General features: G+C 57.7%; 22 protein-coding genes. 3 read left to right on the top strand and 19 right to left on the bottom strand.

Annotated features, from left to right (window positions below; genetic code table 11):
* Positions 1 to 46 precede the first annotated feature (46 nt).
* From U6958_RS00415 to lepB, 3 genes are all read right to left on the bottom strand, one after another.
* Positions 47 to 1,228: a TraU family protein gene (locus tag U6958_RS00415; RefSeq protein WP_143044722.1), complete on the bottom strand. Its 1,182-nt coding sequence runs from the start codon at positions 1,226 to 1,228 to the stop codon at positions 47 to 49.
* A gap of 2 nt (positions 1,229 to 1,230) precedes the next feature.
* Positions 1,231 to 2,238: a TrbC family F-type conjugative pilus assembly protein gene (locus U6958_RS00410; RefSeq protein WP_232244064.1), complete on the bottom strand. Its 1,008-nt coding sequence runs from the start codon at positions 2,236 to 2,238 to the stop codon at positions 1,231 to 1,233.
* Positions 2,239 to 2,392: 154 nt separating this feature from the next.
* Positions 2,393 to 2,920: a signal peptidase I gene (gene lepB / locus U6958_RS00405; RefSeq protein ID WP_232244065.1), complete on the bottom strand. Its 528-nt coding sequence runs from the start codon at positions 2,918 to 2,920 to the stop codon at positions 2,393 to 2,395.
* A gap of 111 nt (positions 2,921 to 3,031) precedes the next feature.
* Between lepB and U6958_RS00400 the strand changes: the two genes are divergently transcribed.
* Positions 3,032 to 4,215 (top strand): IS3 family transposase gene (locus U6958_RS00400; RefSeq protein WP_201266015.1). Its coding sequence is split into 2 segments (ribosomal slippage): positions 3,032 to 3,314 and positions 3,314 to 4,215, totalling 1,185 coding nucleotides; the frame shifts between segments, so codons are not numbered across the junction.
* On the opposite strand, the gene U6958_RS00395 is transcribed toward U6958_RS00400, so the two are convergent.
* From U6958_RS00395 to U6958_RS00320, 16 genes are all read right to left on the bottom strand, one after another.
* Positions 4,136 to 4,768 (bottom strand): TrbI F-type domain-containing protein, encoded by a 633-nt coding sequence (locus tag U6958_RS00395; protein ID WP_350337274.1) that lies wholly within the window; start codon positions 4,766 to 4,768, stop codon positions 4,136 to 4,138. The genes U6958_RS00400 and U6958_RS00395 overlap by 80 nt on opposite strands.
* Before the next feature lie 52 nt (positions 4,769 to 4,820).
* On the bottom strand, positions 4,821 to 7,262 hold the full coding sequence (gene traC / locus U6958_RS00390) for a type IV secretion system protein TraC (RefSeq protein WP_074921722.1): 2,442 nt from the start codon (positions 7,260 to 7,262) through the stop codon (positions 4,821 to 4,823).
* A 29-nt stretch (positions 7,263 to 7,291) separates the two neighbouring features.
* Entirely contained in the window at positions 7,292 to 7,660 is a 369-nt protein-coding gene (gene traA, locus U6958_RS00385; protein WP_167368404.1) for a TraA family conjugative transfer protein, read from the bottom strand.
* Between the two features lie 38 nt (positions 7,661 to 7,698).
* On the bottom strand, positions 7,699 to 8,187 hold the full coding sequence (locus tag U6958_RS00380; RefSeq protein WP_074921724.1) for a TraV family lipoprotein: 489 nt from the start codon (positions 8,185 to 8,187) through the stop codon (positions 7,699 to 7,701).
* A gap of 3 nt (positions 8,188 to 8,190) precedes the next feature.
* Positions 8,191 to 9,690 (bottom strand): TraB/VirB10 family protein, encoded by a 1,500-nt coding sequence (locus U6958_RS00375; protein WP_232244067.1) that lies wholly within the window; start codon positions 9,688 to 9,690, stop codon positions 8,191 to 8,193.
* Positions 9,687 to 10,796, bottom strand: a complete 1,110-nt coding sequence (locus U6958_RS00370) for a type-F conjugative transfer system secretin TraK (RefSeq protein WP_074921726.1) — start codon at positions 10,794 to 10,796, stop codon at positions 9,687 to 9,689. The genes U6958_RS00375 and U6958_RS00370 overlap by 4 nt, the downstream gene beginning before the upstream one ends.
* Positions 10,796 to 11,620, bottom strand: coding sequence for a TraE/TraK family type IV conjugative transfer system protein (locus U6958_RS00365; RefSeq protein WP_083393593.1), 825 nt, complete (start codon positions 11,618 to 11,620; stop codon positions 10,796 to 10,798). Before U6958_RS00365 ends, U6958_RS00370 begins: the two co-directional genes overlap by 1 nt.
* Complete coding sequence (gene traL / locus U6958_RS00360) at positions 11,617 to 11,895, bottom strand: type IV conjugative transfer system protein TraL (RefSeq protein WP_046988358.1); 279 nt, start codon at positions 11,893 to 11,895, stop codon at positions 11,617 to 11,619. The genes U6958_RS00365 and traL overlap by 4 nt, the downstream gene beginning before the upstream one ends.
* Positions 11,895 to 12,500, bottom strand: a complete 606-nt coding sequence (locus tag U6958_RS00355) for a hypothetical protein (RefSeq protein ID WP_143044536.1) — start codon at positions 12,498 to 12,500, stop codon at positions 11,895 to 11,897. The genes traL and U6958_RS00355 overlap by 1 nt, the downstream gene beginning before the upstream one ends.
* A 140-nt stretch (positions 12,501 to 12,640) precedes the next feature.
* Positions 12,641 to 16,393: a hypothetical protein gene (locus tag U6958_RS00350; RefSeq protein ID WP_232244068.1), complete on the bottom strand. Its 3,753-nt coding sequence runs from the start codon at positions 16,391 to 16,393 to the stop codon at positions 12,641 to 12,643.
* Between the two features lie 31 nt (positions 16,394 to 16,424).
* Entirely contained in the window at positions 16,425 to 16,847 is a 423-nt protein-coding gene (locus U6958_RS00345; protein WP_074921732.1) for a lytic transglycosylase domain-containing protein, read from the bottom strand.
* A gap of 280 nt (positions 16,848 to 17,127) precedes the next feature.
* Positions 17,128 to 17,814, bottom strand: a complete 687-nt coding sequence (locus U6958_RS00340) for an EAL domain-containing protein (RefSeq protein ID WP_074921734.1) — start codon at positions 17,812 to 17,814, stop codon at positions 17,128 to 17,130.
* A 2-nt stretch (positions 17,815 to 17,816) separates the two neighbouring features.
* Positions 17,817 to 18,428 carry a DUF4400 domain-containing protein gene (locus tag U6958_RS00335; protein WP_074921737.1) on the bottom strand — a complete coding sequence of 204 codons (612 nt, stop codon included), beginning with the start codon at positions 18,426 to 18,428 and terminating at the stop codon, positions 17,817 to 17,819.
* A gap of 2 nt (positions 18,429 to 18,430) precedes the next feature.
* The gene (gene traD / locus U6958_RS00330) at positions 18,431 to 20,344 is read right to left on the bottom strand and encodes a conjugative transfer system coupling protein TraD (RefSeq protein ID WP_074921739.1); all 1,914 of its coding nucleotides are present in this window, start codon (positions 20,342 to 20,344) and stop codon (positions 18,431 to 18,433) included.
* Between the two features lie 17 nt (positions 20,345 to 20,361).
* Positions 20,362 to 20,781, bottom strand: a complete 420-nt coding sequence (locus tag U6958_RS00325) for a hypothetical protein (protein ID WP_074921742.1) — start codon at positions 20,779 to 20,781, stop codon at positions 20,362 to 20,364.
* Between the two features lie 200 nt (positions 20,782 to 20,981).
* A complete protein-coding gene (locus U6958_RS00320; RefSeq protein WP_074921745.1) occupies positions 20,982 to 21,314 on the bottom strand; it encodes an H-NS family nucleoid-associated regulatory protein in 333 nt (110 codons plus the stop codon).
* 527 nt (positions 21,315 to 21,841) lie between these two features.
* Between U6958_RS00320 and U6958_RS00315 the strand changes: the two genes are divergently transcribed.
* Together U6958_RS00315 and U6958_RS00310 are read left to right on the top strand one after the other, a co-directional pair.
* Positions 21,842 to 22,999: an AAA family ATPase gene (locus U6958_RS00315; RefSeq protein WP_074921748.1), complete on the top strand. Its 1,158-nt coding sequence runs from the start codon at positions 21,842 to 21,844 to the stop codon at positions 22,997 to 22,999.
* Positions 22,986 to 24,272 (top strand): hypothetical protein, encoded by a 1,287-nt coding sequence (locus U6958_RS00310; protein ID WP_143044537.1) that lies wholly within the window; start codon positions 22,986 to 22,988, stop codon positions 24,270 to 24,272. The genes U6958_RS00315 and U6958_RS00310 overlap by 14 nt, the downstream gene beginning before the upstream one ends.
* The last annotated feature ends 1,204 nt before the right edge of the window (positions 24,273 to 25,476 follow it).

Genomic DNA, 25,476 nt, shown 5'->3' with positions numbered 1-25,476 from the left:
GCCTATAGACCTCGGGAAGATCAGATCTGTGCATCATGCGAGGCTCTTACGGAGTGATACCGAAGCAGCAATCGGTCCACTGGAAAATCAGATAGGAATGGTCTTCGCCAGTCGCTGGAACATCCCGCCACATCCCCCAAGCCGCAGAAGACGCGCCGGTGGCATGGTTGCAAGTGCTGAATCGAGAAGGCGGATTTACCTCTCGCACCTGGGATGTAGTGGCGGTCGGCGGAGGAGCGCCAGGCAGGCGGCCGTTCGACTCCGGGGAAGGAGCGAGAAACTGCCAACGGTAAGCGTCTTTGCGTATTACGAATCGCGGGTTGCGCTCGCAGACGTTAGCTTTGCCGATGGTCTCGTTGAGTAGGCCTAGGCGATGTAGCAGCGAAATTCCGCGCACTGCGGTCAGGCTTGTGAGAGACACTGGATCGGCTTTTGTGTCACCGGACCCTGACGCGAACCCCGTGATTGGGTACATGGGACCCCACGCGCCGGCTGTCCAGAAGAACGCGTTAATGGGTGTACCGAAGGACGATGAGGCGGCATCTACGGGGAGGGCAAAAAGAGAGGTCACTCCCGTGAATAGCAGCATCTCGGGGTTGATGAACGTGGTGTAGCGACCGAGCACGTCATTCCAGTTGGGGAACGCAGGGCTAACCTGCAGCAGGTCGAATTCGGTCATTCCATCGGGTGGGCAGGCGCCGTCATCGATGAGTCGGAGCATGTAGATGATCGGAAACGTGTAGAGCGCCCAGTTCGCAAAAAACGAGTTCAGCCCCCCTCGTCCCATGTTCGCCCCGCCGTTAAGGAACTCAGCGCCAGCCAGCGGCAACTTCATCCCCCCGAGAGACGGCAGGCAGTACGGCTTTCGGGTCACATCCATTATTTTTGCCGGAGCCCAGAACCCAAGCGTGAAGCCAATGCGGGGCAGTTTGGCGTCCGAGAGACTCCCTCCGCATTTGCACAGGATGTCCTTGTTCGCATCAGTCGGCACCCCCGACTTACCATCCATGAACGTTGCCCCCATGAGCCGGAAGGGAAACATCCCGCTCCAACACACGTCCTTGAACATCGTCTCAAGAGGGCTGTAGTTGCTGCAGTCAATAGCGCGTGCGGAGGACGTATCCCCGGAGCCCGCTCCCTCCTCTTGCGCATAGGCCTCGTCCAATCCGAAAAGGCTAGCCACGAGAATTCCAAGAATCGCCAAAGCGCGAAGAATGGTTGATTTCATGATCACTTTGCGAGTCCAGATGCTGCGTCGAAGTAGCGAATTCGCAGATTGCGTCCCTCTTGCTCCACGATCGCAGGCACTGCATCCACGCCGAAGCGCTCTGCCAGGCGTCGCGGCATTGGGAACACAGGACGCTTGAGCAGGTGCTGCAGGTCCGATGACAAAGGTGTAGTCGCGTCGCGCGCAACAGCATTCGAGCCCACGACGAACACATCCGCGCCCTTGTACTCGGGTCGCTGGATCCATTGCCGCACCATGCTCAGCTGGCGGGTGTCCGTTGCGTCGAAGACCAACACGGGAACTTGCAGACGGGTGTAGTCGAGTAGAGCGAAGGTCTGGCCAGCGCGAGCGATCAAGACTTCCCCTCTGCCGTTTTGCCCTGGAGAAGTTATGTCATGCGGCGCCGTGAAAGTCGGAGTGAAGTAGGCCGTCGCATTGCGCGATGAGGTGGGAAGATCGAAGGTTGGGCGCAGGTTCTGGGCCGCTCGTGCCTGGGCACGTTTCATCGCGGGCTCCCAGTCGTATTTGCGTGCGCGCTCCTCGATCACCGCCAGGATGTCCGGCTCCGCTATCGGATACAGGTCGCCAGCGTTGTAGCTTCCGCCCCTGCGCGCAAAATCCCGTGCGAGGTCCAAACTAGCGGTTCCGCGAATCTCGAACCACTTGTTTTTTGCCTTGTCCTTGATCAAGTACACCGGCACGGCGTCTACCGCGTAGGCTCGGAACGCGTTCGGATCGACTTCCACTATGACGTCATCGTTGTACGGATCTGGAAGTAGATGGCGCAGCTTGCTCAGCAGCGCGCCGACTTTCTGCGGCTCGAAGCCACGCACAACGAAGCGGATGCGTTTGGGCTCTTTGGCCAGCGCCTGTTTGAACAACTGGCGCAGGACGCCTTCGGGCATGCCCGTGGAAATGAACACCTGCATGTCGAAGTCCTGCTCCGGCGCATTGCTGGTTGCCTCCGACTGAGGAGCCTTGCTCTGCACCCGCTGCTTGGCTTCTTCCATCCATTCAGCTTTTTGCGCAGGCTGCATAAGGAAGTCGCGCAACGACCCCATTGCGGGCTGTTGCGGTGCAATGGCGGTGGGTTCTGCCGCAGGAGGCAGATTGTTGAGCCAAGGTGCCCTGCTCTCCGCCTGGTCCGCGCACCAGGCGAACGAGCTAGAACAGAGGGATAGCAGAACCAAGAATCGCTTCACGTTTGACAGGCCCCCAATATCTGGAATCGAAACTTTCCTTCGTTGTTCCCATGAGAAACAACTCACCATCCCCAAGCGTCACCTCACGATCGAAGTCCCCCGGCGCCTTGCCGGGGATGCTCTTGGCCAACCACAATCTGTCGTCCTCTTGATGCTTGCCGTTGATGTACAGCTCAGTGCCCTCGACCTTTACCGTATCGCCGGCCACAGCACGCACGCGCTTGACGATGCGGTCCCCGGGGCGCGCGCCAACGCCCAGCCCGGTAGCAGGCATCCTTGCGAGGATGTAGTGGCCCACTTTTGCAGGCTCGGACAGGCCTGGGTTCCAGATGTAGACCAACGAGGGCATGCAAGCGGGCTCGCCGATGAGGCGCTGGACATCAATCCCGATGCGCAGGCCGGACAGCCAGAGGCCCAGCGTGATGAGGGCGATGCTTACCGCATTGGTAACCAGCCACACCCGAAAGAACTTCCTCATCCAGGATTTCATTGCGCGTCCTTGCGGGCTTCGGTGGGCGCATCACCCTTTTCAAGCTTGCGCTCCATGTCATGGTCCAATGAAATAGGACACCTCGATAGGGGCCCATAGACCCCAGAGGAAATGACGAACATGAAAGACAAAAGAGCGCGCAGGGCGTTTGACGCAGCCTTCAAGCTACAAGTGGTCAAGATGGTCCGAGAACAGAATCTGAGCGTGGCTCAGGTCAGCAAGGATCTGGATCTGGTTGACAGCGCGGTGCGCCGCTGGCTGGCGCAGTACGACGAAGAGGCGGCCGGACGTCCGGGTATTGGCAAGCCGTTGACGGCCGAGCAGCAACGCATTCGGCAATTGGAGTCGCAGGTCAGGCAACTGCAATCGGACAATGAACTCCTAAAAAAAGCGTCGGCCTTCTTCGCCCGGGAAATGAAATGATTCAGGACCTGATGAGTGCGCAAGCACAGGCGCAGAAGGCCCCAGTAAGCCAGTGGTGCAGGGTGTTGGGCATGAGCCGCTCGGGCTGGTACGCGGCGCGCAAGCGCGCCACCACAAAGGCTGCAGTGAGCCCACTGAGCCTTCAGGCCAAAGCAGTCTTCCATGCCAGTGGGAGCAGCTACGGCAGTCGCCGCCTGAGTGCACAGCTGAAATTGCAAGGCTGGGCTGTTGGGCGCTACAAAGCACGCACTTTGATGGCCGCGCACGGACTGCGAGCACGCTGGCGGCGCAAGTTCACGCACACCACCGACAGCCGCCATGGCTTGCCTGTTGCAGACAATGTGCTGCAGCGCCAGTTCAAACCTGAAAAGCCCAACCAGACATGGGCCAGCGACATCACCTACGTTCGCACACGCAGTGGCTGGCTCTATCTGGCGGTGGTGCTGGACCTGTTCTCCAGAAAAGTAGTGGGCTGGGCCATGGCCCCGAGCATGCCAGCACAGCTGGTGTGCGAGGCGCTGCGCATGGCCATCACAAGCCGCCGCCCCAAGCCAGGATTGCTGGTTCATTCGGACCGAGGCAGTCAGTACGCCAGCGAACTGCACATGGGGTTGCTGGAGAGCCATGGCCTGGTGTGCAGCATGAGTCGCAAGGGCAACTGCTGGGACAACGCAGTGATGGAGAGATTCTTCCTGAACTTGAAGATGGAGCGTGTCTGGCAGCGCGACTATGCAAACCATGCTGAGGCCCAGGCGGACATCGCGGACTACATCGTGGGCTTCTACAACCCTATCAGGTTGCACTCCACGCTGGGATACCAGTCACCCAATGACTACGAGATGCAGCAGGCGTTGGCAGCTCACTCAGCTTGAACGAACATCCCCTATCGGAATGTCCGAAAAGACTTGACCACGACACCATGAGCCCTTCCCGCTGCAGCTCAGTGCGGAAGCGGTCAGTCAGGTCAGGGATGTCATCGGGAGCGCCCAGTACTTGTTCGCTGCGCAACACGATCTTTCCCTCTTCTGTCTGGGACTTGATTTTTGCCAAGAGGGCGGACATGAACTGTTCGCTTAGCCTAGGCATGTCCTTGGGCTCGATTGCGCCAACGCGCACCTGGTCGCTTAAGGCAGAGATCTGATCTTGCACAATCGCCTCAAAATTGACGGTGACGATGGAGTCCTGTAGCGAAGCCTTCCCCCCCGCCGTGCCCAGCCATCTAGGCAGGAACACCGTCACCGCGACTGAGACCATTGCAGCGATGATGATCATGAACACGAGTTCGGTCAGAAATGTGCTGACGCCGCCGGCATGCGCCGGGGTCGCCGGGGTCGCCGGGGTCGCCGGGGTCGCCGGGGCGATGGTTTCAAGGGGCAATGCTGCGGCTTGGCCTGCTTGCGCAGGCACGCTTTGGTTATCAGTCATGAATGGGGTCCTGGATTGCTGCGAACGGCGGTGAGTTCTGGCTGGAGCAGGATCAGCCGTAGCGCGCGATGTGGTCGTCGATGGCCTGGACAGGGTGTGTTCCTGCCTCAATTGCTTTGATCACCTCAGTGCGCTCGTTTCCGGAAGTAGAGAAAAGCACCTGCGTGAACCGGTCTACAACGAGGCGGGCGATGTCCATGCCCTGGTTCGTGTAGACCATGATTTCGGAATACTTCCCGTCCAACGAATGAACCGTACGCAACTGGCTATAGCCGAATTCGCCGATAGCCAGATAGCCTTCCTTCTGCGACTGGTCGATCGTTTCGTTGTTCTGCCTCAGGATGAACTTGAACGCAGAGTTTGCTGCTATGGCCTTCCCTGAGGGAGAGCCATACAGATCCGCAATGCTCTGAGTAACGATGACTGCAGATCCCTTGTACTTCCGGAAGCGACGGTAGGCGTGCTCCATAAAGCGCGCAATCATCGGGTCATCCAACAAGTCCCAGGCTTCATCGATGATGAGGACCTTTGGGCGACCGTCTTGCGACAGGTACATTTCGTGCTGGATGGCCGAAATGATCTGCATGAGCACGACCTGTTGCAACGTCTTCTTGCTCTTCAGTTCTTCCAGCTCCAGGACCACAAGGTCTTTGTCCATCTCCAGGTTGGCGGTGCCGTCAAACCAATGGCCTTCACTGCCATTCCTCGTGAAGCTGAAGAGCATATGCCCTATGTCCTGCACATACTTGTCGGGCTGGTTAATCATGTACATGGCCACGTCGGTGATCGTGGAGGCCCGGCCGTTTGCTCCCCACACTGCCTTGATCGCCTCCTCGATCCGCGAGCGGTGCAAATCGTCCAGCCCGTCGATCGGCGCGGCCATCTTCTCGATCATTGCCTGCAAGAGCCCCACTTCGTCATTCAAGTCTTGGATCTTGCTGAAAGGATTCATGCAAAGGTCAGAGTCCGTCCCGAATTCGATGAACGACCCGTCGAGCCACTTGCACAGCTTGAGGTAGCTACGGCCCACGTCGATTACCCACACTTTGGCGCCCATCGACAAATACTCGGTGACCAGCATCTGCGTAAAGAAGCTCTTGCCCGCGCCGGACTCCGCGAACACCACGCCGTTCATGTTGGTCGGCGAGTCATAGAGGTCGAAGCTCATCAACTGGCCCCGGCGACTCTGCAATAGGAACCCGTAGCCCTCGCCAGGCTTAGGCCGGGACGTCCCCTTCCACTCGCCGAGGATCGGCAGGAAAGTCACCGCCTGTTCGACGGCCAGGGACTTGAAGCGAAATGTGTTCTTGATCGTCTCCGCCGTGGGGAACAGCGGAAATGCATTCCAGAAGCTGGGCGACAGCACGCGCTTCTCCTCGCCAGTCGAGAAGTCGAACGATTGCAAGTAGCTGCGCAGCGCTGCGAGCTGGCGTGAGCCCTCCTCGCGCTTCTTGCTGAAGACCGTCACACTAAGGCAGGCCTCGACGGTGGTCGCTCCGCGCTCGATGGCATTGATCATCACATCCATGCCCTTCTTCTTGAAAGCGAGCTTGGGGACGAAGCGAAGCAGCGGGCCGAACGCCTGGTAGTTGATCCAGCCAGCCTTTTGTTTGAGGCTAGTGCTCTTGCTGTACTGGTCTGGGTAGTGCAGGGTCAAATTGATGTGGTACGGCAGCTTGAGCTGGTTGTTCGCACCAAGCGGGTCACCGATGATGAAAGCCATGGTGCTCAGTGGGTTCCTCTCGGGCCAGCGGCTCACACCAAGCATGTGCGCAAAGGTGTTGTCGGAGAGCACCAGTGCGTCCTTTTCCACATCGAAGCTCTCGCCCACATCGAATACCTGGGACTTGAGAAACTCGTCGGACCGCGCCGAATCAGTTTTTGGCGGATCGTAAGGGTGCGTGAGGCGATATGCAACGCGCAGATACTCGTCCTCCGTCATTCTCTTCGTCATCAAGCCGACGGTCTGGAGTGACTCAGACAGCTTCGCGCCAGACTCGGCGATGAGGTCAACATCCTCTTCCTCGGGCTTGTCACCCTTGAACGGGATCTTGATAGAAACGACCACAAGCCGGTCCAGCAATTTCACCCCGATTTGGGGCAAATTCGATTCCATGCGCGAGGCGCTGAGGTAGTCGGCTCTGCGCTCGGAATACGCCGTCAAGGCTTCACGAGCAAGCGGACTCTGGATCCGGCCCATGCCGTTTTCACGACGCGCCCGGTACAGGGCCAGCGGCAAGTCAATGTCGGGCATTCCGAGCAGCGACACCTGGACAAAGCTGCCAGCGGGGAGCGACAGGGACAATGCCCCCTTGAGCATGTCCACTGTCGAGTCGTCGGCGCCCCGGATCGGACTGCCCCAGTAGCACACCCCCAGGTGGCCATCGTCGCATAGGAAGATCCCGTTCTCTTCCATGTACGCTAGCGTAGGAATGTACTCGTCAGGCGTGAAACGCTTACTCGCTTGACTCAGAGCTTGATGAACTGCCGACATTCAACCCCCCTTTTTGTTTTTTTTACGGCTCAGATCGGGGTGGTGATGGCCATGCCCGTGCTGATCACACCGTCGATCACGCCAGGGCCAAAACCTGCCGTCAGCGCCATGGCGATGCCGACGACGGCGGCGATCACGCTTTGCTTGATCACGCCGACACCCAGGCCAACGAGCAGCGCGGCGATACCCAGCACCTTGCCCAGCGTGCCGTTGGACCATCCGGTCAGTTGGTCATAGACCTGGGTGAACTCGGTACCGCCTGCACCTGCGGACGCTTGCATTGGCGCCAGCGCAACGACCATTGCCAGCGCCAGCAGCACGGGGGCCACGTGGTCCTGGGCCTGTTTTGCCTGTGCCGACTGGAGAAGGCGAGATTGAAAGTGGGTGAAGAACGTCATGGAAAAAGCTCCTTGGCTTGGTGGATGAAAAGAGTGAATCAGCGGGGGACAAAACTAGGCGCCATCCCCTGGTGGCGAACTTCTTGTTCGCCAAAGCTCCAGCGCTTCGGCGTGATCTCGGTAAAGACGTAGCCCGACCAATTCAAGTTGTCCTGGGCATCGACCCAAGGGGAAATCCAAATGCGCATGACCTGCGGTGCTTCACGCAGAGGGCGCGCGGCAGGCTCGCCGGCAACAACGAGCGCGGACTCGCTGGACAGCGCCAGCAGGTCGGAGCGCAGTTCATGTCCGCCAGCCTTTCCGCCCTTCTCTTTTCCACCCTTCCAGGTTGATGGCGTGCGCCCTCGCTGCACGGAAGGTGCTGAGGCGTGCGTGTCCTCATACACCTCAAGAGGCGTCGGGCAGTTGCGGTTGCGGTCGCAAGCGAAGTCGGATGTTTCACCCGTGTTGAATGTGCTCGCACATCCCACCATTGCGAGGCAGGAAGCAGTGGCGAGCGCCTTGATGACGTGGTTGAACATGCTCATGCGTTACCAGGAGAGACCGTTGGAGAAATTGGGCGTAGCGCCGTCGGCGTTACCCATTGCGGATGAAGTGGCGTCGCGCGCAGCGTCCATCACGTGTCCCATGCGTTCGACAGGACTCCTGGGCTGAGCGCTGACAGCGCCGGCAGCTCCGGAATGCTGATTTGGGCTTCCGCCCCGGTTGGCCAGAGTGGCGCCGCTGCGCGGCTTCTCGCTAGGGTCAACGTAGCGCTGCAGATTCGTGGACCCCTTGAGTGGCAGCATCGAGCCTCGCGTTACGACGATGGTCACAGCCTCGCCCGCGGGGACCTCCACAACCGGGAAGGTTTCCTTAGCCATGTCCAAATAGAATTTGGCGATCATGTTGGTGGCGGACCCGATGCCACCGGCGACACCGGATTGGGCGATTGAGGAAACGGATTCGCTCTGGTAGAGCGAACGATCCTGCATAGGGTCGATATTCAAAGATGGGACGCGGGAGCGGTTGAGGGCTTGCCCAATCCCGCCCAGGGTGCCTGCAAGCAGCGTTTGCGCGATCATCTGCCCTTGCTTGGAAACCAGAGTGCCGGGGATGCCAGCCTTGCCGTCAGTTCCAACGATGTAAGCCTCCAACTTCGTCTCGATGACGTTGCCGTCATGGCGGACGCAAGAAAGCGCTTCGGAGCGCATCATTGCGCGATGCGTAGCGAGCTGACCCCAGCCGCCAATGACCGCAAAACACTCCCGCACATCGATCGACGCATAGTTGGGAAGCACTGCCTCACGCTTGATACGCAGTACAGCCGGAATCGGATTTTTCTGAGCGACCGCTGAGGTTGGCGCGTCCATGCCGGTTAAGAGCACGCCCGTGAACATCGCGCCAGCGGGGATGAATGCTGTGTCGTTCGCCGGCGCCTTCTTACGGGTGTCCTCGGGCTTATTCAGCTTCTCGGCGGCGTCTTCTTTCTTGAGAACGCCTTCGGGCCCCAGGATGCGAATACCGCGCGGCTTCGACGCGACATGTTGTTGCGCACGCTCTGGTACCTGCGGCGCATGGGGGGTAACTCCGTTGCCTGTAACTCCCGGCACGCTGGGCTGGGAAATCGGCGGTGCCGGAGGTAGGGCCGGCGCCTTCGACGCCGGGGCGTCGAAAACAGAAGTCTGGGGACCTAGTTCGGGAAGGTCGTCCTCTGCTCTGCGGGCGGGCTCGCCTTGTGGAGCACCCTCGGGCTTTTCGGAGGTGCGCCGCTCCACTGCCTCGGTCAGCTTTGCAATACGCTGGGCCAGGTCGCCCTGCTGCTTCTCCATCACGGCCATCTTTGCGCCGAACTGCTCGACACCCGTTGTCCGTGCCGGAGCCACGACAGTAACTTCTGGCTTCGCCGCGCGAGGCGTGCTCGACGATTTGCGATCGGCTGCGCTTCCGAGGAACCAGGAAACGAACAAGATGATGCTGATCGCCCCCGCCACCATTACGACACGACGGGTCTTAGGCTGGAGATTGTTGAATTGCGCGGCGAGGGTCATTCGAACACCTCGCTTTGTGCCTGGGCGGACTTTGGCTTATCTGCAAGCAGGAAGACGTAGCCCGCTTCGCCTGGCGGAAGCGAAATACTGGGAAAGAAGCTGACAGCCTTCACGCCTTTTCGATAGAAAGCTGTCTCTGCAAGATCCACAACTTCTTCGCTTGCGTTCCTGATTGAGTAGCGGTACACGTCCACCGTTGAGCCAGTGAAGGCGTACTCGGGGGTGACTTCGATCGCACCCATCTTGGCCGTACCACCTTCGATCGGCACTGCAGCAAACCCACGGATCTTTCCCCGCACGGCCTGCGCCATGATCTGACGCACATTGCCCACGTAGTCTGTGGAGCGGGGTTGATTGATCTCCTGCTCCTCGGCCGAGCCCCCTCCGGCCAACGGCTTCACCGTGCGCAGGTCCTCCAGCTTGACGATCAGGTTTTGCCCAGGAATCTCAGGGGTAGGAATGATCGTCAGCGAAATGACCTGGCTGGTGTTTGCGCCATCTACGATGAACACGCCCATGGGCTGCTCGCCTTGCGGACGCAGATACACGTCGCTCCCGACGATTTGCTGGCTGTCGTCCTCGGGCACATCGCCCACCACCCTTGGGTCTTTGAACGGTGTCGCTATCCGGTTCGGAAGGCGGCTGGAGAGACGTACGATTTCGTTCACCCCGTTCCGCGTGTGCAAAACGGTCGGGCGCGTGGCCGGGTCGTCCTTCTTCAGGCCGGGGAGGTTGATTTCCTTTTGGTAAGCGTCCAGCGGCATGCCAGCCGCGCGCTGCGCATCGCCGATGACCCGAGAGATGTCGGCAGGAGCCTTGCCCAGCGGTCCGTCGGGCAACGTCACAGACGGGGCGGAGCGAACCGATTTTGCGCCGCCAGTCCCCGGTCGCGTAACGAAGCGGCTGCCGGTTGTCGCTGCCTTGTCAGGTGCTGCTTCCGAACTCAGCGGCGTGCTGATGGGCTTGGCGAGCTCAGCCTTGATAGCCGCCTCGGTCTTCTGCAGCTCTGCCTTCGCCTTCTCGGCTTCCGATTTCGAATCCTGTGCATAAGCAACGCCACAGGCAAGGGAAGCTGCCAGTGCAAAGGATGACGCGCGGGGGAACATCACGTGGGCTCCTTCATATCAACGGTTTCTGCGGCGCCTGCGGGCGCGGTGGAGGGCTCGGCGTGGTTCTCGCCAGTGGCATTGGCATCGGGCGCGGCAGCTGGGTTCGGCGATGCCGTTTCACGCATCACGGACAGATCCGCTGCAGGCTCAACGACATCGACTTTCCCTCTGGATTTGCGATCCTTAAGGGGAAGCGCGTATTCAGGAATTGGTTTGCCTTCCTTCTGCGCATGGGTGACATGCCAAGTGACGGTCCGGGGAATCGATCCCTCGTACGAAAGGAAGTGAGTCACAGATGGGCGACCGTTTCGAATCGAAGTACCCACCTCGTAAACGACTTGCTTTTGATACTTCTGCGCGCCGCTTGTGGAGGTTACGAGGGTGCCGGTAACAAAGACGCGACTTGTCTCTGCTTCGTACTGGATAGAGGCAGGCAGGAAACTGATCACGGACCCAGAAGCCCTGAACACCGGGTCCTCAATCACAGCAAGGAGTTGGCGGCGGAAGTCCGTGTAGATGGACGGATCCATGAATGCCGACACAGCGTCCAGCACCACGGTAGACGACTTCGGCTGAATATTGCCTACCAAGTTGGCTATGAACAGGCCGAAGCTCTTTAGGTACTCCCGGTCCGCGTAATTCCATGCGATCACCGCCTTGGCATCCATATTCGGAGGGACCAGAACAATGCGGTCGCGCTGGTTGTTAAAGTGGACCAACGCATATACCATTCCAAGGGCGAGAATTGAATTGGAGATAATTATCCCCTTTGTCATGGCCTGTAGCTGGCCCATATTTCGCAAAGCATCTTTGAATTTCATTTCACAGCCTCGCGTACAGCGCCATTTTCAAATTTCTTGTTCATAGTCATCAAGCCAACCCACCAGACCATGTGAAAGAGGACTCCGGGCATGTGATTGTTTTTGAAGCGACCGAAGAGCTTCACAAAGACAAGCGACGCTCCCATACCCATCAGCAATTGATCCCACATGTACAGGACAATAAATATCACCAGTGACGGAAAAAATTCGTCGACTTCCCAGAAAAAAAACTGGGGTTGATCGTCAACGTAGTTTGGAATAGGAACTGGAGTCATTATTTACCCACCCGCACCATCACAATGGCGTCAATGCCTTGATCATATTTGTTGCCACCGAGCATGACATTGGCCATACCCAGCCCCCGGGATTTAAGACGAATGGAAAGCGCCTTCCAGATGCTCAACATCGAATCAACTGACTCTTCAGACATTGGCGACTTGTTCAGGAATTCAACGTAGTAGCGCGCTTTGGAGTTGGACTGAAATCTTTCAATTGCGAGTTGGGCTTCAACGCTCAATTCGCCGCCCACAATAGGGAACTTGAAGATCTCAACAAGGGCATCCCCACGCTGCCCAGCGTCAGGCAGAAGTAGCGACGCCAAGTCGCTTCCGCGTTGGTGGATGCGTTGAAATCGACTCTTCTGAGGATCAATCCCAGAGACCCAAACTACGCGCTCGTCCGGGCTGAGAAATTGATTGCTTGCAGATTCAATTCTGACAATCTCGCGGCTTGCAGAATTTCCTATTACCGAGTGCTGGACTTCGGCCTCGCGCTCAACCCAAACTGTCTTTGTTGGTTCAGGAGGAACATCAATGAAACGCGGCACGCATGCAGTGCAGAGGCAACATGCAACTACGGCCAGCGGCGTTACCGATTTCACTATTATTTCTCCATGCACATACGAACAAGCGGTACATGGATACTATCGGGTCACATAGAAAAAATTAGGGCGAAAAGCTTCCATTTTCGAAGCAATTCGCCAAAATTTTCATTCCCCCGCTGAAATCACGGGGGGCCCCTTCACTGGATCAGCACGGGCTCTTCGGATTTAGCTCCGAGGTCCGATTCGATCGTCAGGCGGAGGTTGGAGACACGGTTGGATGCGAGCCAAGCTTTTGTCACCAAGAACGTTTTTGACGTTGCCTTTTGGGCGACGCCGTCCAGGTCATAGGTCCAAGTGAGGGACTTGATGTAACCCGCAGAGACCGTGCAAACCGGGGTCAGCAGCAACCCACTAATGCTGGTTGTTTGCTTCAGCTCGCATTGCGGCCGTGGTGCTTCTTGCACGTTGACCTGCAGCGCTTGCTCGCCATAGTTGCCCGCCTTGGTGATAGTCCGCAACAGCACCTCATAGTTGCCAGGGTCAGTGAAGGAAACATAGTTACCGCTCCCTGTGAATTCCCCGACCTTGGCGCCGTTGATCAGCACGTCATTCCGAAGGAACGAATCTCCTCTTGGCAGCTGCGAGATTTTCAAACTGATGTAGTAAGTGCCGGGCGCGTAGTACGACTCACCGTATTTCGACACCATGGAAGCCTGGGTCTGGACAGTCGCAGGAGGCAGGATCGTGAACTCGTCGGAATAGACATTCACAACATTCCCGCGCGTGTCCGAGACCTGCAGCGCCAGCTGGTAGGTGCCTTGCGCCGCAACAGTGAAGTTCCCTGCCACGTCGTTGCCGCTAGACCGGGTGATACCGCTTGGCAGTGACCAGGTGTATGTCAATGGCTCGCCGTTGAGCGTCTTGAGGTCGAACCCAGGCGTCTCCACTTGATACTTGATGACCGCCGGAACATCGGTTTGCAGTGCGGACAAGCGAACGTTCCAGTCTTGCGGCCAGTTGTATGCCCAGGTCTTGAACGGCAGGGTAGCGACAGTTGTCTCTTCGGGGTAGCCCTCAACGTAGGTGTAGTAGCTGAGCAACTTGTCTTCCGGGCGCGGAACGAACTGCAACTCTGTGCCATCCACACGCGTGCCATCCGGCAGGCTCCAATAGCCGAGCACCTTGTACGCCTTCTGCGCAGTGGTGGGCACCACGTCGTTGATCTGCGCTTTGAAAGCATAGCTCTTACCGGCCTCAAGGTAGGTTGGGCCGCTGATCGATGCGCGCGCCGCCAAAGGATTTACCGCCTTGACCCCGAGCGTTTTCGTGACATCGGCAGCTGGGTTGTCGGGAGCGCTCGCAGAGCGCCCCTTGACCTCGATCGCATAGTTTTTGATTTCGGTTGGCGTGAACGTAAAGGCTGCGGTGTTCTCGCCGCTCACGCCCTCATAGCCGCCAGTTGTAATGATGCGCCATGTGTATGCAGCGTCGAATCCGTCGTCGGCCTGGACTTCCAAAGTAACGGGTCGGCCCACCTGGACCACCCCGGGCGCAGTCACTCGGAACGAGGGCACGTCGAAAGCCGTCAGAGTCAGGGGATCAGTGGTGAACTCTGCACCGGAGTACTTGTTCATCAGCACTGCGCGGTACGTGACACTCCCTGCTTCCGCTACCTGGGCAGTAAAGTTGATGCCTGTCTGCTCAACTGTTTCAGATCGCATTACACGCGCCCACGTTCCATCGGCCTGGAGGAATTCCCAGGAGACTGCTTTCACGTTGGCCAACATCTTGGAGTTCTTGACGTTAGCGTTGATGGTCTGCACAAATGGGGCCTTGCCGCTGGTAGCGCGGGAAGACAGGGAGGCTTCAATGCGCTCGCCAGCAGCCGTGATGAGGGCGCGCGATTTGGAAAGCACCGAGCTGTTGGTGACCAAGCCGTCCGTGCTGATCATCTTTGCTTCGGCCACGATGTACCGCGTGCCAGCTGTGAGACGGCCCATGTTGACGGTGAAGGTGCCATCCTCTGTAACGGCGACAGGTGCGGACAGTTGGTTGTTTGTCTTGTCCTCGCGGATCACTACCTGCCACTTCCCCATCGAGGCGGGGTCAAAAACGATTTGTGTGCCCTTCGGTATTCCCACCTGGCCATGGATCACCGTGTCTGCTTGATCGTGTGAGGCGAATGCTTTTTCAAGATCCACGAGAGGCGTCGCAGGCACCCCGATGAAATCCAAGGATTGTTCGGTCTTGAATTCTGGCGCACGCTGGTACCAAGACTCGACCTTCACCGGGTACGACTCCCACGGGTCGGTCGCTTGCATGATCAGTGCCACATTCGATTCGGCCACGGAAGAAAACACTTCCTTCACCACATCACCGGGGTAGACGATGCGGGTCATGATCTCGCGATAGCCCCCTTTCACGTTCATCACGCCCAGCGCACGCGCCTGCGTCCGGTCCACTGTGGCAAAGTTCTTGCCAGGGTACTGATCCGCATTCTTTGTATAAAAGGTGTCCAGCAGCTTGTCGTTCTTAAACGACAGCGCGATAGGGGCCGGAACAAGACCTTCGACCGCCACTGCGCTTGGGCCTTTGCGCGATGGGTAGAACGCCGTCTGGCGCGTGCTCGGATCGGTATACACAACGCCAGGTGTGTAGTCGATGACGTTGGCACCAACCACGGGGAGGGATCCGCGAAGCGCGTTCGATGCGTAGGGGTTGTACTTCAAGCCCTCAGGCAGATCCCCGAACTGGATCGCGCAGTTCACGCCTGCAGTTTGCGACAGCATGTAGCCAGTACGCACCATGCTCAAGGTGGAGCAGGTTTCCTTGGTACCTCCTTCCAGCTTGGCGCTGATGTCGATGTCCTCAACCTTTATGGCTGCACTATCTTTCGACGACTTCACCATGATCTTGGAAGAAGGGTCCCATCGCTCAGTTGCCATGATGATGTTGGGACCATCTGGCAAATCAACCCATAGCTTGACGGGCTGCATCGACTCCACCGTTCCTGCATCCTTCACGACTGTGGGGTACAAGCCAGCCAGGTTAGCTTGGCGAGGCAGCTTCATGGCAGTACCCTGCTCCACTTTCGTGCCATTGATCTCCATCGACTCTACCGTCGCAGACTCGATGACCACAGGGATCTCCGCAACGTCCAGCGAACGGTTGTTCAGTGGGTTGGTAGGCGATATCTTGGCCGTCGTGCCAGGGAAGCCCTCGACAATTGGTAGCGAGACGGGGACGCTCAGAATCGGCCGCTTGTACGCAAAGGGGACCGACTTCACCACTTCGCCACCGACGCCAGGCAAGGAGGCGCGGATTTCGAAATTGTCATCGCGCAGCGCGGGGTAGCCCGTTGCATTCACAGTGTTGGGCGCGGTTCTCGTCATCTTCAGCGGAACGTTCGTCCCGTCGGCCTTCACCAGCGTGAACGGGCTGTTGGCATCGGGGAGTTTGAAGCTGCCTCTCTGGTCAGCATCCGCAATGGGGATCACGGTCATCCCGGCCACGCGCATCGACAGGCGAACATCCTGGATGGTGTAGTGTCCTGGCGGCAGTGATGCGGAGAACACCTGAGCGATGAACCCTGAGTTCACCAGGGCGTACTGCTCAGGCGTGATCTCCCCATCAATCTTGTCCACAATGAGATCCGGGCGAGCCTCGATCCGCTGGACGGGAAGCTTGTACGAGACCAGTGTGTCTTCGTTGCGAACGACGACAAAACCACCTGCAGGCTCGTTTGGTCGGTCGTTCGTTGCCATATCGAACGCATACCCACGGATCGTTAGAACACCCGCTGCAGGGATGGCAGGTGCGCTCGCTCCGCCACACACCGCAATTCCGTTGACTTCGCAGACGCCCGCGACAAGCGCTGCATGCGCAGGCACTCCTCCGCAGACGAGGGAGATCGCCACCGCAATTTGGCTCAGCTGGTGTTTCCGAATCATTTTTACTCCAAGGGGCCAGTGGCCAGTTCATTCAGGATTGAGGTTTACCGCCCAGTAGCACGCGGGAAACTTTTCTGGCGTAGATGAGCCGCTTGGACTCGGTCGTGGCGTTGTATGCACCAACGGCATTCCAAGTCATTCCGAAGCGAGCAACGTTATGTGCGAGCACCCAGGCGCCGATGTTCGTGTTGATGCAGGGATCCCGCAGCTTCTCTTCGTCGATGCCATACCGTGCGAGCGTTGGAAGCCAGGAGCTGTTGATCTGCATATGACCGATATCGAAGGAGCCGTTGGTGTTCTTATTTCGGGCCTTCGGATTTCCGCCAGATTCGACTGTCGATATCGCCTTGAGCAGGCTAACGGGCACGCGGTAGCGCTCGGCCGCTTCATCAAAGCAAGCCGCGCGAGCGCCCACAGAGCCAAGCATCAAAAGTGCAAAGAGAACGATCCGCATGGCACTCGATACTACGGAGTGACCCAGAAAAATTTCGGGCGAAAAGCTTGCTCTGGGAGCGCTGTTTGCAGAAATTTCGCTGCGCCTTCGTTCATACCGGCAGCGCTTTGGAAACTCGGTCAAGGCTCGCCAGCGGCGGGCTCGGTCCAAGGGATGACGATGTTCTTTTCCGACTCATGTCGGGAGGCTCGGCCTCCTGAGCGGACAATGTGCTCGCTGGCTTCCAAGCTCTCAAACCCGGCGCCAGGCAAGTAATTGGCACACAGCTTGAGATTCAGATCTAGGCCACCTTCGTCAACGCCATGTTCCTGGCTATGACGCCTGGCGGCGTGAACTCGGCTGGAAACTCATGCTCAACATGAACGTCGCACCAGTACCCTTGCAGTTCCGTAGCGCCGATTCGCTCGGCGTCGGTAGCTTGCTGCAGTGTCTCGATGCGCTCCACGACGATCTGCGTGCCCAGTCCCAAACCGCAATCGGCTAGCTCCCTCAGATACCGAGGCTCGTTCACCTTGACAAACTCCGGGGAGAGTTCACGCAGCATGCCCATCTCGATAGCCTTCCCGGTCCAGTCGTCCATGGCCATGACACCGCCCATTCGACGGACCCATTGCACTGTGTGGCAGATTCTTGAGAACGAGCGAGAGCATGTGAGGCTGTCATTGCGCTCAACTAGTTCGACCACAACGCCGGGACACATGTACTCAACCATGGTGTCGGTCCAGAGCAAGCTGCCCATGGAAGATATTTCAACGTTGCAGTGGACGCGCATTGAGCCTCTGTAGTGGTTCGCCACCGCCCATGCTGCTTTGATGGCGTCCACGTCGGCAATCAGCATGCCCTGAGGGTCGTTGAAATCTAGTCGACTCCTGCTCAACAACTCCAAGCCCTTCACCGCCTTGGTCCGCGCGCAGATGATGGGCTGTGCCCGGAAGCGGCGTTGCGCCATCTGAAGTGCATCGGTCATCTTCAAAGCCTCTTTTGAAGGTTAGCCATCCAGACCCACCATGCAAACGACATGACGCCTATCGCTACGGGAGCCACCAACGTTGAGACGAAAATTGGCGCGAAGATCCACGCCACGAGGCAGGCCCCCACGAGCATCGCGAGATCCACACCGCCCTTGTGCAAGCGAGGGCTCTGCGACGTGAACGAGGCCTTTGCAATCTGTCTCTGGAAGTAGCCATCCGAGAAGGCCGCCATCAGGCAAGGAAGTGCGAATGCCATCCACATAACGATCATTCCGAGCCGGTAGAACACGACATGGGACCAGATCGCTGCTGCGTGGATGCGATCGAGTAGCCACAGGTCGATCTTCTTGTTGCCGCTGTTAGCCGCCTGCTCCATGATCTGGCCCGCTTCGGCGTTTACCCAACTGAGGGTGTCCATGATGCGATCCATGATCCACTGGTCCGTCTCCGCGCCGAGCCAGTCCACGATCTGCCGCTGCTCACGCATTCGAAGGGTCTGGAATACCTCAACCGGCACGAAGGCGAGCACCGCCAACGAACCGAAGATGACGATCACAAGCACGATTGATGCGAACGAGTGCTTCCCTTCGCTTGATGCTTTCGTTGCCATGGTCAGCCGCGCTTCGCCTTGAGTTTTTCCGAAGTGCTGTGGCGCGCCCTACGTGGCATTTCCTTCCGTTCGCCAAGAATCGGAATACGCGTCTTGTAGGTTCGCCCACCGGACTGCCGTATGTAGCAGTGAAGTGGCGGAAGCTCGCTGAGAATTCCGGGCGGGATCAGTTCGGCCTCCTCTGCTGTGGCTTGTTCCTGATATGCCGCGCCGTACTCCTCACTCATGGTAGTCGTCAGGCTATGGCCGTAGCGGACGGACATGGATTGGGCTTTGATCTTCGGTATGCCGTCTGAAACGTACTTTTGCGTTTCCGCGTCCAGCACCCGGAGGATGATCTTGTTGTTGGTGTTGCCGAGCACCTGGCGCGCTTTGTTCTCGTCGCCCAGGCGTGCCGCGAAGTCCGCGAACGTCTGGGTTGCGATATACATCTTGAAGCCGGCCCCACGGCCCTTGTTGAGGAGCTGAATTGTCGGCGTGTTGATCACCTCTGCGGCTTCGTCGACAAAGACGTTGACGAGCTTTTTCGAGCTCCCTCCGTAGTTGTAGATGTCACCTGCCACAGCCGTCATGTCTGCAAGCATCACCGAGCCAATCGCGCTGCCCACCGTGGAGTCGGCCAGGGAGTCCAGCCCCATGTACAACACCATGTCGTTTGTGATCACCTTCTTCATGTCTGTCGAGATCTTGTCGTGCCCCGGCTCGAAATCCGGTGACAGCAGGTCCGCCAGCGGGTCCGTTGTGAGCATGGACAAGATGGGGATAAGCGAGGCGACCATTTTCGAAAAATGGTCACGGTTATGCTCGAAGGTAGAAATCAGGCCCGCCAGGTCTACGTTCGGGTGCTCGTGGATGACTACATCCTTGTAGAACTTGATGTACGCGCGCAAAACTGGACTGTCATCCTTGGTGTTGCTCTGTGCCTTCTTTATCAGTGGCGCCAGTTTCTCCTCCCAGTTCTGAACTTTTGCTCTGAAGTGGAAGCGAAGAGCCTTCAGCAACAGATCGTCTGGGCCACCTTCGATGTATCGGCGCAGCTTCATCAAGTTGGGACGCTCTTCCGTTGCAATGAGAGCACCGCAGATGTCCTGCAGCACTTTCCAGCCGAAAGCCACGAATGCGTCGGTGCCAGTCTCTGATGGGATCAGCGCAGCCACGCGTGACGCAAGTTCGGTTTTGCGGTTCCAGTTCCGCAAGGGGTCGATGCTTGCGGATTTGTCCGGGTGAGCTGGGTTGAAGTAGATGAATTTTTCGGGATGCCCCATGAACTCGCAGACCTTGCGCGCGTTGTCTGCAAGGCCCTGGTCACCTTTGGGATCGATGATCACGACCGGTTCACCGCGCATGATGCACTGAGCAATCAGGATGTCGAATAGTCTTGTCTTCCCCACACCCGTGGTGCCGACGATCAGCGTATGCCCTTCCAGCAGTTCCAGTGGAACTCCAACCGACTCTTCCTTGGCCAGGCCATGCAGCCAGTAGCTTCCGTCTCCATGAAGCGCGGTCTTGCCGAGCATCTTTGCGACACCAGCCCCCATCAAGGAATGCATCTTGGACGCCTCAATGTCGGTCCAGTGGAAGCCTCGTCCCATCCACATTTGGGGCGTCAACTCGCCCCGGCCGTTTTCCATCTGCGCGAAGGGCACGCTGACTTTGAACAGGTCCGGAATGGTGATGAACTCCTTCTGTGCAAAGCTCGTCCGCCACTTGTCTGAGGCCCTCTCCCAGGCCTTGTAAGCCCGCCACATACCGACCACACCGCACGCGCTCGCAGTAACGGTACCGAAGGTCGTTGGGAGAGGTAAGAGCGTAGCCGTAGCCATACACCCAACGGTCGCACCCAGCCAGGAGGCTGCTTGCCGGCCCTCGTAGACGGGGCGCCACGGGTTGTCAAAATCGAAAAGTTCGCTGGCCACGGTGTTGCCTTCGGGGATCAGGCTTGCTGGGCCAGCTGCTGCGACGCCTCAGCCAGGTGAGCGTTGGTCGCCGGCGAAATTGAAAAGAGGAACTCCGCCTTCGAAAAAACGCTGTCTACAGAATGGGGTTTCGCCGGCCCCCCTCCCTGCCCTTGCGAGCCTTTCTCTTCGTCCACGGCCAAGCTGGTAGCAAGCAAACGCTTGATCTTCTCGTAGCGAGGATGCAGGCCGAGGACAACCACCCTTGCCAGCGTCGGTCCGTCATGACGAACTGCGTTACTGCGCCAATTGGCAACGTACTTTGCCGGAAAGCGTGTGCCGAGCAAGCGGATCTCGCCACCTTCCAGCACCAGCAGCATGACGTAGCCCCCCTCTTCGGGTTGCGCATCTCTTACTTTCAATTCCAGGTGCTCTGGCGCGCCGTCGTACAGCCACACTTTGCTTACTCCTCTCTATCAACGGGATAGGGTGAGAATATCGGCAAGTGCTTTTCAAAGTTCCCCCAAAAGCTTCCGATTTCGCAGCTGTTCGCGGAAATCCGGCATGAGGCGTGTATGGGCTCAACGGTTGCGATACGTCAAAGCACAAAAAAGGCCCCTACTAGGGGCCGCTTGGTGTTGAACGAGGCCGCTCAACGTCACTGTGGTATCTCGATCCTGTACTTCTCTAGGTCCTCGCCCTTCGCCTCGATCTCACGCACCCACATGGGCTTACGCCCTGGACCGCCCGACCAAGTTTCCCCGGTTGGGCTACGGTACTTTGCAGGCCGGTCCCTCTTGCTCCGCCCGCTACGGCTTGCTGCAAGTTGGCTACGCAAACCCGGGTACAGATCGTCAGGAGCAATTTTGTACTCCTCAATTTGCTTCTTGATGGATGCAACGATCTTTGGCACCTCTGCAATGCGTGCACGCTCCAAATCGGATTGCATTGCCTCGACCTTTTGCTTGAGTTCCAGATAGCTGTTTTCCATTGCAATTCTTCACAGTGTTACCTACCTAAATTTTAAGCTCAGATACGTTGCAATGTTCAAGGAGCTAGCACAAATTCCCGTGGCAATGATTAATTGTCAATGCATTGCAATTCTTAGGCTGAAACAAATTGAGATTTTTGCTCCCCCCTGCGTAGCCCCAACATCCTCAATGCTGGCGCGGGGTTACGCGCTTCAGCCGCAGCGTAGAGCTGCGAGGCCTGAACACAAAAACACAGCATGCGAGGGCAACATTTCCTCGAAAAGCTGCGAAATCGCGCTCTTTTCGCCAGAAAATATTTCAAGTGGTTTCATAGAATCCTTGCTTCGGCTTTCCGGCCAAGTAAGCCTCAACCACCAGATCCCGGCCCATCTCTGATTGTTACAGGCAAGAAGGCACCTACTGAACTGACGCTCCGTGCGTCTGGTTTATAGGTTTTTTTGCCAATTTGCCACTTTTACCTATAAATTTGCTTGACCAGACCCCGCCGGAGCGTAGAGAATTCGCCCCATCATCCTTAGGCCGTGACATGACTCAAGACGCTCCACGCAACACGTACGCCAAGATCGACGAACTCAAGTACCGCACTCGCGCTGCTTGCTCGCTGCTGGGGGTGTCTGATGTGACGCTCCGTTCCTACTCGGAGAACTCAGGCATTGAGGTTCAGCGCGCAGCGACTGGTGTCGCGGTTCGACTCTTCGACATCAATACGCTTTTCCGCCTGACCGACTGGCGCCGCGCGAGCGGCCTGGTGAAGGTGCCGAAGCAAGCGGGCAAGCCGGTCTTCGTGACCGTGGATGTGGTCAAGGGGGGGACCGGCAAGACGACAACTGCCGTCGAGACTGCTATTCACCTCCAGTTCTTGGGGTTGAGGGTGCTGGCGATCGACCTGGACGTTCAAGCCAATCTCACCCAGTGTTTCGGCTACGAAGACGACATCGTGTTGGAAGAGATCGAGCGCTTCGGTGTCACGCAGGAGGCGCTGATCGAGCAGACATTTGCAAAGCTCGTCAAGCCCTTCATCGAGTACAAGCGCACCCGGCGTGCAATGCCCGACCTGACCGGCATGATCAAGAAGCCTTTCGGGCAGCATGGTCCTCATGTCATCGGGGCCGACACGTACCTGGGTGACCTGGAGCTCGACATCGCGAACTCTACTGGACCCCGAGAGATGCTCTTCAAAGCGATGTTTGACCTGTCGCTCGAAGGGAAGATTCCTGGCTTCGACTTGAGCCAGTATGACGTGGTGATCATGGATTGCCCCCCGAACGTCAGTCTCACATCTACTGCTGCTCTTGCTGCAGCCGATCTCGTTATTGCGCCCGTTCGCATGGACTCCTTCGCCGTTAAAGGTCTGCGCAGGTTAATCGGTGAAATCGAATCCGTGGAAGAAAGCTACAAAGTCAGGCCCGAGCTGGTGATCTTGCCAACTCATTATTCGCCTCAGTTTTCGCGGATCAGTCGCATGCAAGCTAGCGTGAACCAGTATGCCGACTCGCTGGCCCCGCATCCGATTTCCCTGTCTGAGGAGTTTCCCAAGGCCATCGAGAACTATCTTCCTCTGGCGCTGCAACGTCCGACATCGAACGCTTCCAAAGAGTACCAAGTGTTCGCGGAGTTCATCCACGGCAAGATCTTGCAGATCGCGGCGACCAAGGCCAAGAAAGCAACTCATGAAACGTCGTAAATTTGCGCCTGTCCCCGACCCGCAGGAAGCGGGTGCGGCGGCTCCGCCGCCTTCGTCAACCGGCTCTCGGCCAAATAAGCTAGCCGTACCGATGCTCCTTCCTTCGTTCTCGAACGCCAAACGAGCAGATGAAGCTGAGCAGGACGGTAGTACGGTGCAAGTGTCTGACCCGTCTGTGTCTCCAGGCGAGCCGTCGCTCGTCGGTGGCGAGCCGCATGACACTCATCATCTTCAATCAGCGGCGGCGCAAAGCACGTTAGCGAGCACTGTGCAAGAAGTTGGCCATGCGAAGCAGGACGGGAGCGACGCAGAACTGCTCCTTCCTCCAGCGTCCCAAGTCGAGCACTCCAGTACGGATACTGTACAAACATACAGCCACGCACTTCCGACACCAACGCAAGATTTCTATTTTGTGGAGTTGGATGCGACCCTCATTGATCAAAATTCTCATCCCCCGCGCTCGCTGTATCTGGATGATGGCATCCGTGTCATTGCAGACTCCATGCGCGCGGATGGCCAGCGAGACGCGATCCACGTCATTCCCAATCCCGCAAAGCCCAATCGTTACATCATCGGCGACGGTTGGACTCGGGTCCTCGCCACACGCTCGTACAACTTAAACAATGGCGTTCTGCTTGCCAAGGTTCACACCAACCTTTCTGAAGAGCAGGCTTCCTGGCTTGGATACTCACAAAATAAGGATCGGAACGGTGCAACCGACTACGACCTAGGGGTCTACTACCAGGGGTGGAACGCCTCCGGGATGGATTGGGACGAAATCGCCACTAGAGCGGGAGTATCTAAAGCGCAGATGGCTTACTACGCGGCTTTTTCCAAGCTGGAGTCTGATGTGCTTTCGCTTGTGAAAGCTACCCCGCAGCGGTTTTCGGCCAACGTTGCTTATCATTTGTCACGTCTTCAAGCCCAAGCAGGCGTTTCGGTTGCGGCAAATCTCGCGAACAAGTTCCTTGCGAATGAGCAAACGATCAAGTGGCTCAAGGAGCAAGTTGATGACGCTCTTGCAAAGCTCGGGCGACAGGGCCGTAAGCGCAACGATAGCAACACGGTGATGTTTCAGCGCCGCTTCTCCGTTGGACACTATCGGCAGCGAAAGAATGGTCAGGTGGAGATGGCCATCCAAATCCCTGACACATCCCGGGTTGCAGAGTTCAACCAGGCTATTGAAAGCCTGTTGAAGCAATATCTGGACCCTAAGGATCTGCCAGATGGAGGTCCTACCGACGCGACTCTTCCAGGCGACGCGCCTGAGTAGACCTTCTGTTATGAGCGTGTCCAGCCGCCTCGACCCTGCCAAGCCGCACCCTCAAGGTGTGGCTTGCTGTCTTTCAACCACTCCATTCCGGGAGTGGTTCATACGTATGAACCGGCACCACTCTTGGTTTCCGGTTCATACGTATGAACTGGATGAAGACTGCCTGTCTTCACTGCCTCTGGCCGTGTTCGGAAGCTCACCCGTTCCTCACACCTTGTTTGCGGGCCCGGAACGCGTCATCTTTTCCGGATTTCGTTTACCTCAACTTGAGGATGGCCGCGACGCGCTCCCGAGCGAGTCTGCCATGTTCGACGTGGAGCAGTTCATACGTATGAACTCGGGTGGAAAGCGCCGTCCAGTTCATACGTATGAACTTGGAGGTGGATCGCACATCGAGTCGTCCGGCCAGCAAGCAGCGCCTTCCGGACGCCGCTCCGAACGCTCCAAAGCTCACGCAGCTGAAGATTTCACAAACGGTTCAAGCAACTTTGTTGAAGTTGGCTTCGCTCCTGAAGACTGGCTCTCGTCGCAGTTCATACGTATGAACTCGGGTGGCAAGCGCCGTCCAGTTCATACGTATGAACTTGGGGATGGATCGCACATCGAGTCGTCCGGCCAGCAAGCAGCGCCTTCCCGACGTCACACCGAACGCTGTAAAGCACAGGCAGCAGAAGATTTCACAAACGGTTCAAAACCCCTTGTTGACAGCGGCTTCATGCCTGATGACTGGCTCTCGTCGCAGTTCATACGTATGAACTCGGCTGGCAAGCGCCGTCCAGTTCATACGTATGAACTTGGGGATGGATCGCACGTCGACTCGTCCGGCCTACAAGCAACCCTTTGCCTACGCAGGCCCGAATGCTCCGAAGCTCAAGCAGCTGAAGATTACACAAGCGGTTCAAGCACCGTTGTTGACGGCGGCTTCATGCCTCATGGCTGGCTCTCGTCGCAGTTCATACGTATGAATTGCTCGTCCGCACAATTGCCTTATGAGCAGGCCTTTGGAAGTGAGTTCGAACCTGAATCTGATTCAGGTTCGAGGTGCGCGAACTTCGTCCTGGACGCGGCAAGTTCTGAGAGTGACGAGGCTTCCTCAGCTATATGGGGAAGGCGCACTGGAAGAACACAACATGTGCCAAAGACCACCAGGAAGCTACCGGTTCATACGTATGAATTTGGCTCGCCGCCGCCGGGGTTCGCCTAC

This window comes from Delftia lacustris (assembly GCF_040267515.1).
GTDB lineage: Bacteria > Pseudomonadota > Gammaproteobacteria > Burkholderiales > Burkholderiaceae_C > Comamonas > Comamonas tsuruhatensis.
This window is presented reverse-complemented; position numbering and strand designations above follow the sequence as displayed.

Bases quoted from the DNA above. Each gene is read 5' to 3' on its own strand.
- U6958_RS00415 (WP_143044722.1), bottom strand. From the start codon at position 1,228: ATGAAATCAACCATTCTTCGCGCTTTGGCGATTCTTGGAATTCTCGTG.
- U6958_RS00410 (WP_232244064.1), bottom strand. From the start codon at position 2,238: ATGGAAGAAGCCAAGCAGCGGGTGCAGAGCAAGGCTCCTCAGTCGGAG.
- lepB (WP_232244065.1), bottom strand. From the start codon at position 2,920: ATGAAATCCTGGATGAGGAAGTTCTTTCGGGTGTGGCTGGTTACCAAT.
- U6958_RS00395 (WP_350337274.1), bottom strand. From the start codon at position 4,768: ATGACTGATAACCAAAGCGTGCCTGCGCAAGCAGGCCAAGCCGCAGCA.
- traC (WP_074921722.1), bottom strand. From the start codon at position 7,262: ATGTCGGCAGTTCATCAAGCTCTGAGTCAAGCGAGTAAGCGTTTCACG.
- traA (WP_167368404.1), bottom strand. From the start codon at position 7,660: ATGACGTTCTTCACCCACTTTCAATCTCGCCTTCTCCAGTCGGCACAG.
- U6958_RS00380 (WP_074921724.1), bottom strand. From the start codon at position 8,187: ATGAGCATGTTCAACCACGTCATCAAGGCGCTCGCCACTGCTTCCTGC.
- U6958_RS00375 (WP_232244067.1), bottom strand. From the start codon at position 9,690: ATGACCCTCGCCGCGCAATTCAACAATCTCCAGCCTAAGACCCGTCGT.
- U6958_RS00370 (WP_074921726.1), bottom strand. From the start codon at position 10,796: ATGTTCCCCCGCGCGTCATCCTTTGCACTGGCAGCTTCCCTTGCCTGT.
- U6958_RS00365 (WP_083393593.1), bottom strand. From the start codon at position 11,620: ATGAAATTCAAAGATGCTTTGCGAAATATGGGCCAGCTACAGGCCATG.
- traL (WP_046988358.1), bottom strand. From the start codon at position 11,895: ATGACTCCAGTTCCTATTCCAAACTACGTTGACGATCAACCCCAGTTT.
- U6958_RS00350 (WP_232244068.1), bottom strand. From the start codon at position 16,393: ATGATTCGGAAACACCAGCTGAGCCAAATTGCGGTGGCGATCTCCCTC.
- U6958_RS00345 (WP_074921732.1), bottom strand. From the start codon at position 16,847: ATGCGGATCGTTCTCTTTGCACTTTTGATGCTTGGCTCTGTGGGCGCT.
- U6958_RS00340 (WP_074921734.1), bottom strand. From the start codon at position 17,814: ATGACCGATGCACTTCAGATGGCGCAACGCCGCTTCCGGGCACAGCCC.
- U6958_RS00335 (WP_074921737.1), bottom strand. From the start codon at position 18,428: ATGGCAACGAAAGCATCAAGCGAAGGGAAGCACTCGTTCGCATCAATC.
- U6958_RS00320 (WP_074921745.1), bottom strand. From the start codon at position 21,314: ATGGAAAACAGCTATCTGGAACTCAAGCAAAAGGTCGAGGCAATGCAA.
- U6958_RS00315 (WP_074921748.1), top strand. From the start codon at position 21,842: ATGACTCAAGACGCTCCACGCAACACGTACGCCAAGATCGACGAACTC.
- U6958_RS00310 (WP_143044537.1), top strand. From the start codon at position 22,986: ATGAAACGTCGTAAATTTGCGCCTGTCCCCGACCCGCAGGAAGCGGGT.